This window comes from Fodinibius sediminis (assembly GCF_900182555.1).
Classification (GTDB): domain Bacteria; phylum Bacteroidota; class Rhodothermia; order Balneolales; family Balneolaceae; genus Fodinibius; species Fodinibius sediminis.
Genome location: NZ_FXTH01000005.1, coordinates 124943 through 144115 on the forward strand (window position 1 = coordinate 124943; position 19173 = coordinate 144115).

12 protein-coding genes are annotated in these 19173 nt (G+C 49.9%); 10 read left to right on the plus strand and 2 right to left on the minus strand.

Annotated features, from left to right (window positions below):
• Positions 1–144: 144 nt before the first annotated feature.
• The 3 genes from FN808_RS07040 to FN808_RS07050 all read left to right on the plus strand — a co-directional run bounded on the left by FN808_RS07040 (position 145) and on the right by FN808_RS07050 (position 9045).
• On the plus strand, positions 145–3390 hold the full coding sequence (locus FN808_RS07040; RefSeq protein WP_221929955.1) for a SusC/RagA family TonB-linked outer membrane protein: 3246 nt from the start codon (positions 145–147) through the stop codon (positions 3388–3390).
• Between the two features lie 35 nt (positions 3391–3425).
• Positions 3426–5339 (plus strand): RagB/SusD family nutrient uptake outer membrane protein, encoded by a 1914-nt coding sequence (locus FN808_RS07045; RefSeq protein ID WP_185958290.1) that lies wholly within the window; start codon positions 3426–3428, stop codon positions 5337–5339.
• A 127-nt stretch (positions 5340–5466) separates the two neighbouring features.
• Positions 5467–9045, plus strand: coding sequence for a VCBS repeat-containing protein (locus FN808_RS07050; protein WP_142713859.1), 3579 nt, complete (start codon positions 5467–5469; stop codon positions 9043–9045).
• 282 nt (positions 9046–9327) lie between these two features.
• Here the strand turns inward: FN808_RS07050 and FN808_RS07055 are convergent, their stop codons facing one another.
• Both FN808_RS07055 and FN808_RS07060 read right to left on the minus strand, forming a co-directional pair.
• Complete coding sequence (locus FN808_RS07055) at positions 9328–9528, minus strand: YgaP family membrane protein (RefSeq protein WP_142713860.1); 201 nt, start codon at positions 9526–9528, stop codon at positions 9328–9330.
• Positions 9529–9574: 46 nt separating this feature from the next.
• Positions 9575–10378, minus strand: a complete 804-nt coding sequence (locus FN808_RS07060; protein WP_185958291.1) for a GntR family transcriptional regulator — start codon at positions 10376–10378, stop codon at positions 9575–9577.
• A gap of 249 nt (positions 10379–10627) precedes the next feature.
• On the opposite strand from FN808_RS07060, the gene FN808_RS07065 reads away from it, so the two are divergent.
• From FN808_RS07065 to FN808_RS07095, 7 genes are all read left to right on the plus strand, one after another.
• Positions 10628–11014, plus strand: a complete 387-nt coding sequence (locus FN808_RS07065) for a DUF302 domain-containing protein (protein WP_142713862.1) — start codon at positions 10628–10630, stop codon at positions 11012–11014.
• A 96-nt stretch (positions 11015–11110) separates the two neighbouring features.
• Complete coding sequence (locus tag FN808_RS07070) at positions 11111–12469, plus strand: TolC family protein (protein WP_185958292.1); 1359 nt, start codon at positions 11111–11113, stop codon at positions 12467–12469.
• A 45-nt stretch (positions 12470–12514) separates the two neighbouring features.
• A complete protein-coding gene (locus tag FN808_RS07075; RefSeq protein ID WP_142713864.1) occupies positions 12515–13609 on the plus strand; it encodes an efflux RND transporter periplasmic adaptor subunit in 1095 nt (364 codons plus the stop codon).
• 24 nt (positions 13610–13633) lie between these two features.
• Positions 13634–16855: an efflux RND transporter permease subunit gene (locus FN808_RS07080; RefSeq protein ID WP_142713865.1), complete on the plus strand. Its 3222-nt coding sequence runs from the start codon at positions 13634–13636 to the stop codon at positions 16853–16855.
• Positions 16856–16928: 73 nt separating this feature from the next.
• Positions 16929–17240 (plus strand): hypothetical protein, encoded by a 312-nt coding sequence (locus FN808_RS07085; RefSeq protein ID WP_142713866.1) that lies wholly within the window; start codon positions 16929–16931, stop codon positions 17238–17240.
• A gap of 56 nt (positions 17241–17296) precedes the next feature.
• Positions 17297–17560, plus strand: a complete 264-nt coding sequence (locus FN808_RS07090; protein WP_221929956.1) for a YgaP family membrane protein — start codon at positions 17297–17299, stop codon at positions 17558–17560.
• 135 nt (positions 17561–17695) lie between these two features.
• On the plus strand, positions 17696–19102 hold the full coding sequence (locus FN808_RS07095; protein ID WP_142713867.1) for an MBL fold metallo-hydrolase: 1407 nt from the start codon (positions 17696–17698) through the stop codon (positions 19100–19102).
• Positions 19103–19173 lie beyond the last annotated feature (71 nt).

A 19173-nucleotide genomic window follows, 5' to 3' on the forward strand; every position in this document is an offset into this window, starting at 1 on the left:
ACTTATGTAACGTAAAAAAGGCTTGCCTATTATGAGAAAAATTTTTTAGTTAATAAGCAAATCATTTGCACTATTGCACTATTTTCTTGTTTTGGATTGCAAAGTCTGGGGCAGGATTTTAACTCTAACCAAAAAGGGACATACATGAAGACAAAACTACAAATTAAGCCAAATATGAAGTGGCTGATATCTTTGGGGGTCTTTGTGGCAGCGCTGCTTCTTTCGGGAACAGCAGCCGCACAAGATGCATCAACGGTGTCAGGTACAGTTACTGACCAAGCGACTGGCCAGCCACTGCCCGGGGTGAATATCTCAGTCCAGGGTACAACGACTGGTACCACAACAGATGCAGAAGGAACATATGAATTGAGGGTTCCGAGTCTGCAGGATACGCTTCGATTCACATTTATCGGTTACGAAGTGACAACAGTGCCTATTCAGGGTCGCACAACGATTGATGTTCAGATGCAGCCAACTACGATCAGCGGTGAAGAACTGGTTGTGGTGGGATATGGTACGCAGCGAGCGAAAGATTTAACAGGTTCGGTTTCAGTTGTTGATGTAGGTCAAATGACCCAGGTACCGGAAACACAGGTGGCAGAACAGCTGCAGGGGCAGGCCTCCGGAGTTACCGTGCTTTCCTCGGGACAGCCGGGTGAGGAGCCGAGTGTTCGTATTCGCGGTTTTAGTACCTTTGGCAATAACGAACCGCTTTATGTAGTTGATGGCGTTCCTACTCAGAATATCAATGATTTGAACTCCAATGACATTGAGTCCATGCAGGTGCTGAAAGATGCTGCTGCAGCATCCATCTATGGTTCACGTGCCTCCAACGGGGTAATCGTGATTACGACCAAAAAGGGTAGTGGAGATGTACAGATTAACTATAACGCCTATTACGGTTACCAGGTGCCCCAGAGTGGCAACGTATGGAATACCCTGAATCCTCGCGAAATGGCCCAGTCGGTTTGGACTGCTCAGCGTAATGCCGGTCAGGACCCATCGCACCCGCAGTATGGCAGCGGTGAAGATCCGGTACTGCCTGATTTTATTGATCCACCCGGCGCAATGGAAGAAGATGTGGATATTTCCAATTACTTTATCAATCCCCATTACACTGATCCTTCGGCCTTAGGAAACTTTGTGTACTATACACGGGCCAACAAGGAGGGAACAGACTGGTTTGATGAGCTCTTTGATCCCGCCGGACAGATGAATCATGACCTGTCAGTGAGTGGTGGCAGCGATCTGGGGAACTATCTGTTCTCTTTCAACTATCTCGACCAGCAGGGAACGCTGATGGAGCAGTACCTCAAGCGCTACACGGTGCGCGCAAACACCGAGTTCAACGTAAGCGATAATATTCGCATCGGGGAAAACCTCTCCTACTCGGTAACGGACAACCCGCAGTTTGGCACACTCGACGAAGGTGGCCCTATTGGAATGTCCTATCGCCAGCAGCCCATTATCCCGGTGTATGATGTGAGAGGGAATTTTGCCGGTACGCACGCAGAGGGACTGGGTAACCCGTTCAACCCTGTGGCTATTGCCTATCGTACGCGTAATAACGAGTATACCAACAATCGACTGTTCGGTAACATGTATGCTGAAGTGGATCTCTGGGAAGACCAGCTGACACTGCGAACCAGTTTCGGCGGAGAATATTTTTCAGGCTCCGGTCACAGCTTCAACTACCCGACCTACGAGAATTCCGAGAATACGACGACCAACCAGTATAACGCCAGTTCGTATTATGGCTTTAATTACACATGGACCAACACCCTGACCTACCAGCAGGATTTCAACGACCTGCACAATGTGAAGGTGGTGCTGGCAACCGAAGCGTACAAGAACAAGGGACAGAGTCTGGGAGGAAGTACCCAGGATTTTTTCTCTTTTGATCCCGATTTTACCAACCTCAGCACGGGATCCGGTACGAAAACCAACTATAGCTCACGCTATGAAGATGCTCTCTTCTCTTTGATCGGAAGAGTCGATTACAATTTCGATGACCGCTACATGCTGAGCGGTACTCTTCGTCGCGATGGGTCCTCTCGTTTCCTGAACAACCAGTGGGGACTTTTCCCGGCCGGAAGTATCGGGTGGCGACTGACCGAAGAAGAGTTCTTCCCCGAGTCGGATATATTTACCGATCTGAAACTGCGTGCAGGTTACGGGATCATGGGTAACCAGCTGAACGTGGATCCCAATAACCCGTATACCCTGTTTGCTCCAAGCAATGTTGGAACCTACTATGACATTACAGGAAGCAACAGCAGTACACAGCTTGGATTTTCACAGTCGCGTATTGGTAATCCGGATGCCAAGTGGGAGAAAAACATCAATATGAATATTGGTCTTGATGCGACCCTTTTTGATGGAAGACTCGAGCTTAACGCCGACTACTACAAAAAGGATGTGGAGGATCTGTTGTATAATCCCCCGCTGCCGGCGACCGCAGGCAGTGCGGCACAGCCTTATGTCAACGTTGGTAACATGACCAATACCGGGCTGGATGCTTCCATGTCCCTGTTCGGAAATATTACGGACGACCTGGAGTACAATACCACGGTGACTTTCACAACCTACAATAACGAGATCAAGAAGATTTCCCGTGATGTAACTTATTTCGAGCAGGCATTCAACCGTTTCGGTGCCTCAGGGATTGTGCGCAACGCGGTTGGCCATCCGGTTTCATCCTATTACGGCTACAAAGTTGTGGGCTTCTGGGACGACGAGGAGGAAATTGCCAATGGTCCCACTCAGGATGACGCAGCTGTTGGACGTTTCCGCTATCAGGATACCGATGGAGACGGCGAAATCACTCCGGAAGATCGAACATTCCTGGGCAACCCGAATCCCGATTTCACCTACGGCGTGAACTTCGGCCTGAATTTCAAAGCGTTTGACTTCAGCATGTTCTGGTATGGATCTCAGGGCAACGATCTCTGGAACCAGGTGAAGTGGTGGACGGATTTCTATCCCAACTTTGCCGGGGCCAAAAGTAAAACCATGCTCTATGATTCATGGACGCCCGACAATCCCAATGCTTCTGCTCCTATCCTGGAGGCAGCGAGTACTTTCAGCACGAACGAGGTACAGAATTCCTATTATGTGGAAGACGGATCGTACCTGCGGCTGAAAAATGTTCAGCTGGGATACACCATTCCCAAGGATATACTGGCGCCATCCGGCATCTCGTCGTTGAGAGTATACGTACAGGCCGCCAACCTGATTACCGTCACCAACTACAGCGGGCCTGACCCCGAGGTAGGATACAATGCCGGTGGTGGTGCAGACGCAGGTGGTGCTCCTACTGCATTTGGTATTGACGAGGGAGCCTACCCAACTGCACGTCAGTTCAGAGTTGGAATCAGTCTCTCATATTGATGACACAATTTTTAAAAAGAAAAAGGATCAAGAACATGAAGAAATTTAACTTACATATTACAGCATTTGCAGTGATGGTTTTCGCGCTGTTCCTGTACTCTTGCGATACGGGAGAGTTTCTGAGCACACCCGCGAAAGGATCACTGAGCGAAGATGTACTGGCTAACGAGCAGGGGGCGAACGCCCTGCTCGTCGGGGCCTATGCTGCCTTGGATGGCCAGAATATCAGCGGAACATGGTCCTCCGGCGGGACCAACTGGGTCTATGGCAGCGTCGCCGGCGGCGACGCCCATAAAGGGTCGATCTTTACTGATCAGACCCCGATCAATAGCATCATGGATATGTCCCACAATGCAGCTAATGGGTTCTTCAATGACTTCTGGACAACCCGGTACGAAGGGGTTTCCCGTGCGAATTCGGTCATTGCCCTTGCTCCCCAGCTTGAGGGAGTGGATGATGCAACAAAAGCCCGCATCGAGGGGGAAGGTCGTTTCCTCCGCGGACATTACTACTTCGAGCTGAAGAAGATGTTTAACAATGTCCCGTGGATTGACGAAGAGACTACCGAGTTCAAGGTGCCCAACACCGGTGAAACCGCTGCGAGCTGGGCGGATATCGAGGCGGACTTTCAGTATGCCTACGATAATCTTCCCGAGGTACAGTCCCAGGTTGGACGGGCCAACAAGTGGGCTGCCGCTTCCTATCTCGCCAAAGCCTATGTTTTTCAGGGTAAATGGAGTGAGGCGGACGCACTGCTTCAAACAATCATTAACCAGGGTGTCAATTCCTCGGGCGAACCTTACGCCCTGCAGGACAACTACGCGGACAACTTCCGTGCTGACCGTGAAAACAGCAGTGAAACGGTCTTCTCCATTCAGTATACAGGTCCCGACGGAACGGGGACCATTGACAATTCTCGTCAGGAAGATATGCTGAATTATCCGTTCGGAAACCCGTTTAACTGCTGCGGTTTCTACCAGCCCACCCAGGAACTGGTGAATTCCTACCGAACCAACGCTATTACGGGGCTGCCCATTCTGGATGGGTACAACGATGAGATGGTCAAGAACGACATGGGTATCGAATCAAGCGAGCCCTTTACCATTCATGAAGGTCCCCTTGACCCGCGTCTGGACCACGCCGTCGGACGACGCGGCGTGCCGTACCTGGACTGGGGTCCCTTCCGCGGCAAGGAGTGGATCCGTGAGCAGAGCTACGGCGGCCCCTATCATGCCCAAAAGCATGTCTACCGCCAGGAAAACGCCTCTGAATTCGGCAACCGGAATGAATGGGCGCCCGGCAGTGCGGTGAATTATGATGTGATTCGTTTTGCCGACGTGCTGCTGTGGGCGGCCGAAGCAAAAGTTGAATTAGGCAACGACTTGAATAGGGCTCGTGAGCTCGTCAACCGAGTACGCGGTCGTGTGGCCGATGATACCTATGGTGACGGCTGGGTTGACTATACGGACAATCAGCCTTTCGCCCTGGCAACCGTGGACAGCGAATCGGAAATGACAGCTCTGGATGCAAACCCCGGGGAGTGGGTCATCCGCACCGATACCGAATCGACTTTTATACTTCTCAAGGGCGATCCCGGTAACGCAGACAACTGGCAGGAATATGAGAACCCGAATTACACCGTAAGTATCTATCCTCCCGGACACCCCTACTTTTTAGACCAGGCGAGAGCCCGCGAAGCAGTTCACTTCGAGCGCAAGCTGGAACTCTCTCTCGAAGGTCACCGGTTTTTCGACCTCGTTCGATGGGGCGAAGCCAAGCAGACGCTGGAAGATTTTTACCAGTATGAGGGCGGAGAACTCGGGTTTAATGACTTTTCCGGGGCTTCGTTTACTGAAGGTAAAAACGAATACTACCCCATTCCACAGACACAGATTGATATCACCTCTGTGAATGGCGAACCTACACTGGAGCAGAATCCAGGTTATTAAGGTTCTCATTATTCAGGTTATTAAGGTTCTCATTATTAATACTTAGCTTAGAAGGGCAGTCCCTGGTACAGGGGGCTGCCTTTTTTAATAATGATACCATTAGTACCGCTAACAGATTTCAGAATCTTTGAACTTCATTGTATCCATGTCCTTTGCTGAAAAAATAGGTGGCCTTTTTATGCTGTTGCTCGTCTCAGCTTGCACACAGCAGCCCGATACACTGTTTAGATCCGTCCCCGCCGACGAATCCGATATTGCCTTTGAGAATACCATCATCGAGAGCGACAGCTTGAATATGCTGGACTATGAATATGCCTATAGTGGGGGAGGTATTGCTGTTGCTGATTTCAATAACGACGGTTTACAGGATCTCTATTTTGTTGGTAATGCCGTATCCAACCGGTTGTACTTGAATGAAGGGAATATGAAATTTCGTGATGTGACTGAACCGGCCAATGCTGGCAGCTCAAATGCCTGGCATACCGGGGTGTCAGCCGTGGATATCAACAATGACGGGTGGACGGACTTGTACCTGTCGGTGGCTAAAAATGAAAATCCTGAAAAGCGAAAAAATATATTATTGATTCACCAGGGCCTCAACGAACAGGGCATCCCGGCTTTTATAAACAGGGCGGAGGCCTATGGACTGGCCAGCACCTCTTTTTCTACTAAAAGCGCCTTTTTTGACTATGACAACGACGGAGACCTGGATATGTATGAGATGGTAGCGGATAAACGTCGGAAAGGTCGGCAAAATATGGAAATGAGTGATTCCAAACGCCGCCGGGCCAATACGGACAGGCTATTTCGAAATGATGGGGGGGCTGCAAGAGGGCATCCCTATTTCACCGATGTCAGCGAGGGAGCCGGGATTAGAAAGTCGGGGTATGGACTGGGGCTTAACATTGTGGATATTAACCGCGACGGCTGGCAGGATATCTATGTTGGTAATGATTTTGTATCCAACGACCTGCTTTGGATAAACAACGGGGACGGAACCTTTACGGACCGGGCGGGGAGCTATTTTAAACATACCAGCTTTTCCGCCATGGGGACGGACATAGGCGATATTAACAACGATGGGTTGATGGATGTGGTTGCACTGGATATGGCCGGCAGCAACAACAGGCAGAAACAGACTATGTTTTCCCCCAACAATTATCAAAATTATTTTAATAACATCTTTAAGGATTTTGACCCGCAGTATACCCGAAACACCCTGCAGCTCAATCAAGGGGAAGCACGGGGAGAGCAGCGACCAGTATTCAGCGAGATTGCACTTTTGTCGGGTATGGCGGAGACCGACTGGAGCTGGGGAGTGGTGATGGCCGATCTCAACAATGACCGTTTTGAGGATCTTGTGATTACCAACGGTATTCCACGAAATAAAATTGACAAGGATTTTGTGCGGTTTCGAAATCAGATGTCAAGTATTGCGCCCAAATCCATGCTCCTGGATTCCATACCGCATGACAAATCCCGTAATGTTAGTTTTCAGAATAATGGGGATCTGACGTTTGCGAACACCAGCGAGGCATGGGGACTGGGGGAGCGGGGCTATTCCACCGGCCTTGTGTGGGCTGATCTTGACAACGACGGGGATCTCGACATCGTAATGAGCAACATCAATGACCGGCCATTTATCTATGAAAATACACTCGACAGCCGCGATGAGAATCATCACTGGCTAAAAGTTGAATTCAGTGGCCCGGAACAGAATCGAACCGGTATCGGGGCCGTCGTTTCCGTCTTTGATGAATCCGGCCTCCGTACCAAGGTCAACCAGCCATTTCGGAGCTACTTGTCTACCGTGGAAAATGGAGTGCATATTGGCTTGGGACCAGCTCCAAAAGTCGATTCAGTGGTTGTCTATTGGCCGGTCGAAGACAAAAAACAGACATGGAAAGAGGTACGGGCCAATCAGACCCTGCGTGCCGACTATGCCGACGCCCGGGAGATGCACTCCCCAAGAAATAAGCGACCTTCTTCACCTTTGTTCGAGGAGGTTACCGCCAAAACCGGGATAACCTACCGGCATGAAGAGCAAAACTATATGGACTTCAAGGTTCAGCGCATGCTGCCGTATAAATTGTCACAATATGGGCCTGCTCTGGCGGTCGGCGACATCAACGGGGATGGGCTGGATGATCTGTTTATCGGTGGTGCACTGACCCACCGGGGGGCGATTCTGATGCAGCAGGAGGATGGGCGTTTTGAGGAACAGGCATTTCACCCGGAAAATATGGAAAAGAACGGAGCCATTCAGGAGGATGCGGGTGTACTTCTTTTTGATGCGGACGGAGACGGCGATAAGGATCTGTATGTGGTAAGCGGCAGTGTGGAAAATCGTCCGGAGAGCTCTGCCTACCAGGACCGGTTCTACGAGAATAGGGGCAATGGACAGTTTCTATTACGCAAGGAAGCGCTTCCCTCCTTTAATTTGAGTGGCTCTGCTGTGAAGGCGGCCGACTACGACCGGGACGGCGACCTTGACCTGTTTATAGGCGGCCGGTCGCTCCCCCGTTTTTACCCAATGCCGGTATCCAGTGTTATCTTACGCAATGACTCAAGGGATGGGAAGATCGTTTTTACCGACGTGAGCAGCGCGGTGGCTCCCTCCCTGAATGAACTGGGGCGGGTGACGGATGCCCTCTGGAGCGATTTCAACGGGGATGGCTGGCAGGATCTGGTGATTGCAGGGGAATGGATGCCAGTGACTTTTCTTGTAAATAACGAGGGAACCTTTGAGAACATAACGGAACGGACAGGTATAGCAGGCGAGGTCGGCTGGTGGAACAGCCTGGTTGGCGGCGACTTCGACCAGGACGGCGATACCGACTATGTTGCCGGTAATATGGGGCTTAATACCATCTACAAAGCTTCCGTTGAGGAGCCGGTGCGTATTTACGGAAATGATTTCGACGGCAACGGTGCCTATGATGCCATCCTGACCCTGTATAATGCAGATACGCTGGGCAACAGAAAAGAATATCCGGCTCATAAATTTGAGGATTTTCATTGGCAGCTGCCCCGCCGCACGCAGCAGATTTCGTCCATAGAGCACTACGCTACCTCCACCATCAAGGACCTTTTTTCTCCATCGGAGCTGGAGGAGGCCCTGAGGTATGAGGCTACAGAACTGCGAACCGGCTATATTGAGAATAAAGGAGGGGGGACATTTGAATGGAGGCCCCTGCCGGTGGAGGCACAGTTTGCCCCGGTGTTCGGAATGCTTGCGGAGGATCTGACGGGTGACGGCAAGCTGGATCTGTTGATGAGTGGAAATCACTTCGGAGGGGAGGCCCAGGTGGGGAGCTACGATGCATTTAATGGGTTGCTGCTGCAGGGCGGCGGCAACGGGCGGTTTGAACCGGTTCCTGTGTCAAAAAGCGGTGTCTTCATACCGGCAGACGGCAAATCACTGGTAAAACTCCGTACCGCTGCCGATGAATACCTGGTGGCCGCTTCTCAAAATCAGGGGCCTCTTCTGCTGTTCAAGCATAAAACGGAGCGAAAATTATTTCGGGCTGGCCCTGATGACGCCTATGCTATTCTCGAATTTAAGGATGGCAGCCGAGAAAAACGGGAGTTTTATTACGGTTCTTCGTTTCAGTCGGCTTCAGGACGTTTTATAAGGATAGCCGAAGACGTCACCAGTCTGACTGTTGTTACCTACGACAATAGGAAACGCACCATTGCCTATTAGGTTCTATGAAAAGATGAATGCGAAACCATGGTGTTCGGTTAGTATAAAGGGCACCAACTTCCAGAGGGGATGTGGCCGTGAAGTCAATTAAGGATATAGTCCGGCAGTTTGGAGATGGAAATAAAAATGAAGTCCATGGTTGCAACCGGACGAAAAAATGCCATCCCGGCCGTTCAGAGGAAGGGAGCAGGACATACTTCCATCGCCCTGTACAGGCCTGTACCCAATCGGGATTGGAAATTATGAACCCTGCCCCTTATGCTGCAAAGGGCAGGGGGCGTTTCATCTTTTCCGGGTTGATAGTCCAAATGGCATATACAGCGGACAGGTGCTAACCAGGCTTGTCAGCAGGAATACCACGGCCAGGATTCCTAAAATCAGAGCGGTTGTACCGGAGATGACGTCCAGGAAGTAAAGTAGTCCTACAACAATGGCCAATATTGTTCGAATCAGTCGATCAGCAGTTCCCATGTTTTTTTTCATAGCAGTAACCTCTTGAAGGATAAGTTGGGGTTTTAACATTAGTAAGTTATTCCATTTCTTTCTTAAAAACAGGAGCAAATTCTTTCAGCGGAATATTTCCTTCCCCGGAGGTCGGGTTTGCCCTGCGATCTGCCATCAGTTCAAATACTATTTTGTCATTTCGATAATATCGCTGCTGGAAATAAACTGGTTTATCCCCGATGGTGTATGAAATACGATTGATTAACAGGAGCGGAGTATCGGGCTCAACTTCCAGGTGACCGGCAATAACTTCATCCGCTAATGTCGCCTCAACTCTGTAACATCCTCTCTCAATAGGAATTTCGAATTCTTTCTCGAGGATATGGAAAATGGTGTATTGCTCAAGGTCGAAACCCTCAATAAGCTGTCCATAGAAGATAGGCATCCAGGTAATATCATAAGCTATGGGCTGATTGTCGCCGAGGCGGATACGCTCGATTTCAACTGCGTGGGTTTTGTTCTGCATATCCAGGTACGACAGGATATCATTTCGGTCTGTAAGCTCCTTCTGCGTAAACGACAGCAATTTAGAGCTGGCTGTCATACTGGTGTCCGAGAGCTCCTCTGAAAAATCGTTTAAAATAGAGAAGGAGTGATGAGAGCGCTGATCAGTTACAAACGACCCCAGTCCCTGGCAGCGATAGATGAGATCTTCATTTTCCAGGGTCTGAAGTGCCCGACGAATCGTAACACGGCTGACATCAAACTTCTGACTGAGTTCATTTTCGGATGGGAGCTTTTCGTCCTGTTTGAGGGTGCCGCTCTCAATCCTGTCCTTGAGCCAGTCGCTGATCTGTTTATGCAGGGGTATGCCTTCTTTTAACTCCATTTGCTTCCTCATCTTTTATCGGTTGTCTAATAAGCTACATAAAAAAAAAGACAAAAAAAATACCTGTAATTACAAGTTTATTTCTTGTAAGGTACTCATATAGTTTTGTAAAAACCCTATTAAGTACTGTTTAGGGATGTTATAGAGGAAATATATTGACAGCATCAAATATATGTATCTACTTGTATTGACAACTATGAAAACACTCCCTATATTCATGTCAGATCAATGACAACCAACTCAGGAACTATGAAATATTATTACTCGAAAACGACGGATAAGAATTTTGATGATGCTATCGAAACAGTCACGGACCTTTTGAAGGAAGAGGGGTTCGGGGTTCTTACCGAAATTGATGTTCAGGGGACGCTGAAGAAAAAACTGGATGTTGATTTCAAAAAATATCGAATTCTGGGTGCCTGTAATCCAGAGTTTGCCCATAAGGCTTTGAGGGCAGAAGACAAGATCGGGGTGATGCTTCCCTGCAATGTTATAGTTGAAGAGCATGAGGATGGTACTGTGGAAGTGTCTGCTGTAAACCCGGTAGCCTCCATGCTGGCTGTTCAAAATGAAAGGCTGCAACCAGTTGCAGATGAAGTGGGTTCGCGGTTGGAAAAAGTAATCAAACGTCTGTAGGGGTATACCCTCTTTCCGAATTTGATTGAATGAGTGAAGTTTAGTGTAAAGCACTATTCATAAGAATGTTTAAAATAACGACAAGGCGCTATGACAATGATTAATGCAAAGAGTGTATGGTTGGTTATGGCAGGGCTGTTGCTGTTTCTTGCTCAACCGGTCCAGGCACAGTCCGACTCCGGGGAAAGCTCGCAGCTTCGAAAAATGAGCCTGCAGGAAGCGTTGGCGATCACCGAGGAATCCAGCTTCGAGATTAGAATGGCAGAGGCTGACATAGATAAGGTACGATCCCAGTATCGACAGACCAATGCGGCCTTCCTCCCCCAGCTTTCGATTGAGGAGACCGGCATTTCAACGAATGACCCGCTGAATGTATTCGGCTTTAAGCTGAAGCAGGAAGCGGTAACACAGGCTGATTTTGCCCCGTCTCGCCTGAACGCACCAGACGCCTACGACAATTTCACGACGAAATTTGAAGTACGCCAGCCGTTGCTTAATACCAATGCGCTCTTCAGACGAAGCGCAGTAAAAAACCAGCTGGAAGCCACTAAGGAGAAGCTGAAGGGGACGCTTGAATACACCCGTTACCAGGTTAAGGATACATACTACCAGCTGCAGCTTATGGATAACAGGCTCTCGGTCATTGCAAGGTCGCTTGAGACCGCCCGGGAAAATGAGCGGCAGGCTAAAAATTTGTTTGAGCAGGATATGATAAATAAGGCCGATTACCTGGCGGCCAATGTTCGGGTTCTTGAGCTGGAAAGTCAGCAGTCGAAGATAAAAGATCAGCTGGCGACGGTCCGGGATAATCTGCGGTATCTGCTGAATATGGACGAGGCCGTCACCATTGTTGCTGCCGACAGTCTGCGGATGCGTCCGGCTCCCTCTGATGAGGCTATTGAAGCCGGTGACGCTGCCAATGCCGAGGTACGGGCAATGGGGTACCGCGTCTCGGCTGCCGAGCAGATGCTCAAGGCCTCCAAGTTTAATTTTGTACCGAGCATCAATCTCTTCGGCAGTTATGAGCTCAATGATGAAGTTCCCTTTGGAAGCCAGGGAGACAGCTACATGATCGGGGCCACGCTGCGATGGAATCTCTTTAGCGGGTTCAGCAATGTTGGAAAGGTAATGGAATCAAAAGCAGAGCTCAGGAAAGCAAAACTGGCTTACGATAGCAAAGTCTTCAGGAACAGGCTGGAAATCCAGCAGGCCCGGCGATCTCTGGATCAGGCACAGAAACAGCTTCGATTTGCTGAGTCGTCGGTCGAGCAGGCGGCCGAGGATTTCCGTATCCGCAATAACCGCTATGAACAGGGACTGGAAAAAACGACAGACCTGCTGCAGTCTGAGACCAAGTTGCTGCAGGCACGTTTTCAGCGCCTTAATGCAATCTATCAGTACAACCTGAGCCTGGCAACGCTGGAGTTGTTGCTGGAGCAGGATATGGCCTACTAATGAAATTTATCACCAAACCGTTTTTAACATAAAACAGACAGAAAAATGAAAAACAGGATCATGAATATTTCAGGCAGACTCTTATCTGCTCTTGTAGTGCTTGCGCTTGTCGGGGTTGCATGCAGTTCTTCTGAGGAATCAGGAGTTCAGCAGGAACAGCCGATCTCCGTGGCCATACAAACGGCAGACTTGGTACAGGGAACAGCATCTCATCGCTTTTCGGGCACGGTTACCAGTGATCGTACGGTCAACCTGAGTACGAAAGTGATGGGAGCAATAACCCAGCTTGATGTTGAAGAGGGCGATTACGTCAAGAGGGGATCTGTGCTGGTCCGCATCAAGGACGACAATCTGCAGGCACAGAAAAACCAGGTTGAGTCGAGTATGCTGGAGGCAAAGGCGGCTTTAAAGAATGTTGAAACAAATTACCATCGCCTGCAGGCACTCTACGAGCAGGAAAGTGCCACCAAGAAAGAGCTGGATGATATTTCCACCCAGTACGAAATGGCAAAAGCCAAGGTGAAGACACTTGAGAGCAAGCTCCGGGAGATTGAGGATATGCTCGACTATACCGTTCTGAGTGCCCCGTTTAATGGATATGTGGTTTCCAAGATGGCATCGGAGGGTGATATGGCTGGTCCGGGACAGCCCATCATAACTCTTGAGCAGGAAAACATGATGAAGCTCAGAATAACCGTCCCGGAAAGTGAGATCTCCCTTTTCAGTCTCAATGATACCGTTAAAGTAGATGTGAAGGCCGCGGGCTATCAGGATGGAACAGGCATTGTATCCAATATCAACCAGTCGGGTAATCGCGGCAGCCGTCAGTTCTCCGTGGAGATCAGACTGCCCGGGCTGGAAAAGGATTCCGGCATGAAATCCGGCATGTTTGCTGAAGTGGGACTGATCACGACTGAAGATCGCGCTATTGTGGTGCCGCGATCGGCTATCGTGGAGCGGGGGCAGCTGACCGGCCTGTATACGCTCAATGATGATTCTGAAGTAGTGCTTCGGTGGGTCCGCCTGGGCGATGCCAGCGGTGATAATGTCGAGGTACTGTCCGGCTTGTCCGAAGGAGAGTCTTTTGTGGCTTCGGTCGACCAGCGACTGCGCGAAGGTCAGAAAGTCAGCACACAGTAATAGCAACTATTTAGAGATAGCATTATGAAAACTGGAATTGCAGGTAAAATTGCGCAGGGGTTCATCGACTCGAAGCTGACCCCCTTATTGATGATTGTATTCCTTGCGCTGGGATTTTACGGAACCTATTTAACACCGCGGGAAGAGGAACCCCAGATTGATGTTCCCATGGCCGATATTTTTGTCGGATATCCGGGTGCTTCACCTCAAGAGGTGGAAAAACGGATTGCCATTCCCCTGGAAAAAGTACTCTCGAACATCGAAGGCGTCGAGTATGTCTATTCTACCTCCATGCCCGACCAGGCAATGGTTTCTGCCCGCTTTTACGTTGGTGAAGATGTGGAACGAAGCTTGGTTCGTCTGTACAATGAACTCATGAAAAACATGGACCGCTTCCCGGAGGGCGCCACTCAGCCGATGGTAAAAACGCGCTCCATCGATGACGTGCCGATCATGACTTTGACGCTCTGGAGCGACCGGTACAGTGATTTTGATCTGCGGCGCGTAGCCGATGAACTGGCACTTGATATCAAACAGATTGGGGATGTGGCCCAGACTGACATTCACGGGGGGCGGACCCGCCAGGTTTCGGTGGCGCTCGACAAAAATAAGATGGCATCCTACGGTATCGATCCGATGCAGGTAGTCGGGCAGCTGCAGGCGGCCAACCAGGAACTTTCTTCAGGATCGTTCAGTAAAAATGATACCGAGTACCTGGTGGATACCGGAGACTTTTTCAAGTCGGCCGAGGAGGTGCGTAATGTAGTGGTGGACGTGCAGGATGGCGATCCCATCTACCTGAAAAGCATCGCCGAGGTGCAAGACGGACCGGAGGAGCCCTCTGAATATGTTTCTTATGGCATCGGCCATCAAAAAGCGAATGAATCCGGATTGAATCCCGGCACCTCGTACCCGGCCGTCACGATCTCTGTGGCTAAACGCTCGGGAGCCGATGCGATGGCCATCGCTGAACAAATTCAGCGAAAAGTAGATAATCTTGACGGCAGTCTTATCCCATCCGATGTCAATGTTACGACCACGCGGAATTATGGCGAGACGGCCTCGGCAAAGGTGTTTTCACTGCTCGAGCACCTGCTGGTGGCTATCCTGGCAGTGACCTTTGTAGTTGCACTTGCCCTGGGCTGGCGAGGCGGACTGGTGGTGTTCCTGTCGGTACCCGTGACCTTTGCATTGACGCTCTTTCTGTACTACATGTTCGGTTACACACTTAACCGGATCACGCTTTTTGCCCTGGTCTTTGTAACGGGTATTGTGGTGGATGACTCCATTATTATAGCTGAAAACATGCACAGGCATTTTAAGATGAGGAAGCTCCCGCTCAAGCAGGCGGCTATTGCCTCGATCAGCGAGGTGGGTAATCCGACCATCCTCGCTACATTCACCGTCATTTCAGCCGTGCTGCCGATGGCTTTTGTATCGGGATTAATGGGACCTTATATGAGTCCCATGCCGATTGGAGCCTCGCTGGCGATGATTTTTTCTCTGATCGTAGCTCTTGTTATCACACCCTGGCTGGCCTACATTTTGCTGCCGCACGGCGAGAAGAAGGATAAAAACGGGCAGCAGAAGGAATATGACCTGAAAGAGACACTCATTTACAAATGGTATGAGCGTGCCATGAACCCGCTGCTGGAGAGCACCTTCAAACGCTGGCTGTTTATTGGTGGTGTAACCGTGCTGCTGCTGGCATCTACCCTGCTTTTTGTATTCCGGATGGTAGAAGTGAAGATGTTGCCATTTGATAATAAGAATGAGGTTCAGTTGATCATCGATATGCCGGAGGGTACTACGCTGGAGCGAACCAATGCGGTGGCCCGAGAGGTGGGGCTGAGCCTTAAGGATATTCCTGAAATCAGGGATTACCAGATTTATGCCGGTGATAATGCCCCCATTAATTTCAATGGGCTGGTGCGTCATTACGATTTGCGCCGGGGTGCGAATATAGCAGATATCCAGCTTAACCTGATTGACAAGGGAGAACGCAGCGATCAAAGTCATGCCATTGCCAAGCGTATTCGTCCCATTGTGCAGCGGGTGGGTGAAAAATATGATGCCAATGTAAAAGTGGTTGAAGTTCCGCCCGGCCCACCGGTGCAGTCGACCATCGTGGCTGAGGTTTATGGTCCCGATACCGGGGAGCGCCAGCGCGTGGGAGGCCGAGTGAAAGAAATCTTTGAACAGACCGAAGGCATTGTGGATGTGGACTGGATGAAGGAAGCGCCACAGACAAAATACAAACTGGATGTTAATACTGAGAAGGCGATGATGTCGGGTATCTCTTCCCAGCAAGTGGTGCAGACCGTGACCATGGCGCTGAGAGGAAAGCCGGTCTCGCGCATCTACAGCGAGAAAGAGTTAAATGATGTACCGATCATGGTGAAGCTGCCCAAGGCTGATCGCTCGGATATCGACGAGCTTCAACAGCTCTATATGAAGTCGGCTTCGGGGGCGATGATTCCCGTTTCCGATCTTGTAACGATTTCCGAGGAAAGCCTGGAACCCAGTATCCATCGCAAGAACCAGCGCAGGGTAACTTACGTGCTGGCCGAGGTGGCGGGAGAAATTGAAAGCCCCGTCTATGCACTGCTGGATACCGGGGAGGAGATTGACGCCATCGAGATGCCGGAAGGGTATAACCTGGCCCAGATTTTTGCGGGTCAACCCTTCATGACCGATGATTATACCCTTAAATGGGATGGTGAATGGCAGATAACCTACGAGGTATTCCGTGATTTGGGTATCGCTTTTGCGGTGGTGCTGGTCATCATCTACATGCTCATTATTGGCTGGTTCCAGGACTTCAAGGTGCCCATTATTATGATGATAGCCATCCCGCTGTCGCTGGTTGGCATTATTGTGGGGCACTGGCTGCTGGGGGCTTTCTTTACCGCTACTTCCATGATTGGTATGATCGCCCTGGCTGGCATTATGGTCCGAAACTCCGTGCTGCTGATTGACTTCATCAACATACGGCTTGATGACGGGGAGTCGCTCAAGCAGGCGGTGATCGAAGCCGGTGCGGTACGGAGTATGCCCATTCTGCTGACGGCAGGTACCGTAGTGATAGGAGCCGTGGTCATCCTGTTTGATCCGATATTCCAAGGACTGGCTATTTCACTGATGGGCGGTGCGGTAGCATCTACAGCACTCACACTGGTTATGATACCGTTGATCTATTTCATGGTGGAAAACAAGGTAAAGGAGCTTAAAGAAAAAGAAGGGTAAGATAGAATGGGTTCGCATCCGGTCGGCCACGGGCTGTCCGGCTGCGAATGCTACTAAATAAAATCATCATATTATGAAGCTATTAATAATACTCAGCATTGAAGAATATACCGATGACGTCCGGAAAATATTGGCCCGTCAGAAAGTACCGATTTACAGTGAAACCAATATCCATGGATTCAGAACAGAAGCATACCAGCCGGATATATCCAACTGGTTTGCCGGTGATGATCACGGCGTGTATTCCACCCTGTTTTTTGCGATCCAGGGAGAGGAGTGCGTGAAACGTGTCATCGCAGAGGTGAAGGCATATAATGAGGATACCGGTGCCAGTGAACAGAATCCCCTGCATGCCTATCAGTTGAATGTGGAGGAGTCTGTCTAAGATGGTAGAACGAATCTTTTTAGAAAATATCAATTACAACAAATGACAACAGAATCATGAAAAAAAGTAATCAAAGTTGTACACCCATGCGGCCCATGGAGCGAGCAATACGCATCCTGGCCGGAACATTTGTCACTGTCAGTGTTGCTCTGGGCTATTTCGTAAGTCCCTACTGGTTTCTGCTGACCCTGTTTGTAGGCCTTAATCTATTTCAATCCGCTTTCACCCGGTGGTGTCTGGCCGAGCAGATCTTTGCCAAACTGGGGATCGGGGTAGATGAGAAGCCCCCCAAAAAGGACCCCACGGTTAAGATCGGTTGATGGATAGCCATGGATCCTGAAAGAAAGGTCACGAGAAGGTGTGAAATATCCTTGAATAGTTATGGGTTATAAAAAGTATATTTATGGATACATTAACGATCATCACCTTTTTTAATAATCACTAAATGAACGGATATGTATTTCAAACAACTATATGAGCAGAAGCTGTCGCAATACGCTTACTTAATTGGGTGTCAGCAGACCGGTGAAGCCATCATTGTTGATCCGATGCGTGACATCGATCAGTATGTCAGGGAGGCCGAGCAGCAGGACTTTACGATTACGGCTGCTGTAGATACCCATATTCATGCCGATTATATTTCGGGACTTCGTGAATTTGCTGCGCGTGGCATAAAGGTTTATGCTTCCGACGAAGGAGGGGAAGACTGGAAGTATGAATGGCTTATTGACAGTGATTATGACTTCGAACTTCTCAAGGATGGGGATACATTCAGCCTGGGCAATATTAAATTTGATGTGGTCTATACCCCGGGCCATACGCCTGAATCACTGAGCTTTTTGGTTACCGATGGCGACGCCACGGACCAGCCGATGGGCATGCTTACCGGCGATTTTGTTTTCGTGGGGGATGTAGGCCGTCCCGATCTGTTGGAAACCGCAGCGGGACAGGTAGGAGCTATGAAACCGGCCGCCCGAGAGCTCTACAAGTCGGTGGAGGAATTCAAAGGCCTGCCGGAATATTTGCAGGTATGGCCGGCGCATGGATCCGGCAGTGCTTGTGGTAAAGCGCTGGGGGCGGTGCCTGAATCAACGGTTGGGTATGAACTTCGTTTTAGTCCCGCATTCAAAGCCTCAGGCAGCGAGCAGGAATTCGTTGATTTTATTCTCGACGGTCAGCCAGAACCTCCCCTGTATTTTGGACGCATGAAGCAAGTGAACAAGGAAGGTCCGGCTCTCCTTGGCGAGCTGCCACAGCCCGGGCATATGACTGTTGATGAGTTAATGGCTCAGGAGGGGGTGATCATTGATTCAAGGGACAAGCATTCCTTTATGAAGGATGGTCATCTTCCCGGCAGTCTGCTCTCCACCTTTGAAGATGAGTTCAATACAATTGCAGGCTCCTACGTAGAGGCGGATTCCGATATCTACCTTATTGTCGAAAAAGTAAATGTGGAACAGGCCGTACGTGACTTAATCAGGGTTGGCCTTGATAATATCAGGGGCTTTGCAACCCCTGATGACCTGGAAAGCTGGAGCGGAACCCTGGAGTATATCAACGCGATAGATTTCGATGAGGCGGAAAACCTGAGAATGGACAACCACAAGCAGGTGCTGGATGTACGAAAGGCCACAGAGTATGAGGAGGGGCATATCCCGGGAGCACTCAATATCGCCCATACCCGCCTGGCGGTGCATCTGGATGACCTTCCCAGAGACAAGGAGCTGCTGGTCCACTGCGCCAGCGGAAGGCGGGCATCGTATGCGAGTGCCTTGCTGGCCAGGGCTGGATTCCAAGTGCAGTGGATTGATGATGATTTTGAGAAATGGGAACAGGAAAACGCGAAATCGGCTGAGGGTTGAGGCCGGTTGTAAACCGTAGAAAAATAATATCGATTATCTCCGGTCCGAATAACAATTCGGTCCGGGGGAAG

Coding starts and splice junctions, on each gene's coding strand:
- FN808_RS07040 (WP_221929955.1), top strand. CDS start 145: ATGAAGACAAAACTACAAATTAAGCCAAATATGAAGTGGCTGATATCT.
- FN808_RS07045 (WP_185958290.1), top strand. CDS start 3,426: ATGAAGAAATTTAACTTACATATTACAGCATTTGCAGTGATGGTTTTC.
- FN808_RS07055 (WP_142713860.1), bottom strand. CDS start 9,528: ATGAAAAAAAACATGGGAACTGCTGATCGACTGATTCGAACAATATTG.
- FN808_RS07060 (WP_185958291.1), bottom strand. CDS start 10,378: ATGGAGTTAAAAGAAGGCATACCCCTGCATAAACAGATCAGCGACTGG.
- FN808_RS07065 (WP_142713862.1), top strand. CDS start 10,628: ATGAAATATTATTACTCGAAAACGACGGATAAGAATTTTGATGATGCT.
- FN808_RS07070 (WP_185958292.1), top strand. CDS start 11,111: ATGATTAATGCAAAGAGTGTATGGTTGGTTATGGCAGGGCTGTTGCTG.
- FN808_RS07075 (WP_142713864.1), top strand. CDS start 12,515: ATGAAAAACAGGATCATGAATATTTCAGGCAGACTCTTATCTGCTCTT.
- FN808_RS07080 (WP_142713865.1), top strand. CDS start 13,634: ATGAAAACTGGAATTGCAGGTAAAATTGCGCAGGGGTTCATCGACTCG.
- FN808_RS07085 (WP_142713866.1), top strand. CDS start 16,929: ATGAAGCTATTAATAATACTCAGCATTGAAGAATATACCGATGACGTC.
- FN808_RS07090 (WP_221929956.1), top strand. CDS start 17,297: ATGAAAAAAAGTAATCAAAGTTGTACACCCATGCGGCCCATGGAGCGA.
- FN808_RS07095 (WP_142713867.1), top strand. CDS start 17,696: ATGTATTTCAAACAACTATATGAGCAGAAGCTGTCGCAATACGCTTAC.